1 protein-coding gene is annotated in these 500 nt (G+C 72.4%); it reads left to right on the forward strand.

Annotated elements, in window-relative coordinates; genetic code table 11:
• Positions 1-500, forward strand: a 500-nt coding sequence (locus A5678_RS09650; protein ID WP_156746837.1) for a VWA domain-containing protein, incomplete at both ends; no start/stop codon positions are given.

A 500-nucleotide genomic window follows, 5' to 3' on the forward strand; every position in this document is an offset into this window, starting at 1 on the left:
TCTACGTCGTGGTCCAGGGCCGCCGCCGGCGCCGGCTGCGCCGGTTCACCGAGGCGAACGTGCCGCAGTCGCCGACGCGGCACATTCCCATCGCCGTCTCACTGCTCAGCCTGGTCCTGCTGACCATCGCGCTGGCCACCCCGACCCATGACATGCGCATCCCGCGCAACCGGGCCGTCATCGTGCTGGTCATCGACATCTCGCAGTCCATGCGGGCCACCGACGTCCCGCCGAACCGGCTCAAGGCCGCCGAGGAGGCGGCCAGCCAGTTCGCCAGCCAGCTGACGCCGGGCATCAACCTCGGGCTGGTCGGCTTCGCGGCCAACGCCTCGCTGCTGGTCTCCCCGACCACCAATCGCGAGGCGGTGAAGGCGGCGATCGACGGTCTGAAGCCGGCGCCCAAGACCGCGACGGGCGAAGGCCTCTTCACCGCGCTGCAGGCCATCGCGACGGTCGGCTCGGTGATGGGGGGCGGCGACGGCCCCCCGCCGGCGCGCATC

The sequence above is a fragment of the Mycobacterium sp. E2733 genome, from assembly GCF_001667585.1.
In the GTDB taxonomy this organism is placed as follows: Bacteria; Actinomycetota; Actinomycetes; order Mycobacteriales; family Mycobacteriaceae; genus Mycobacterium.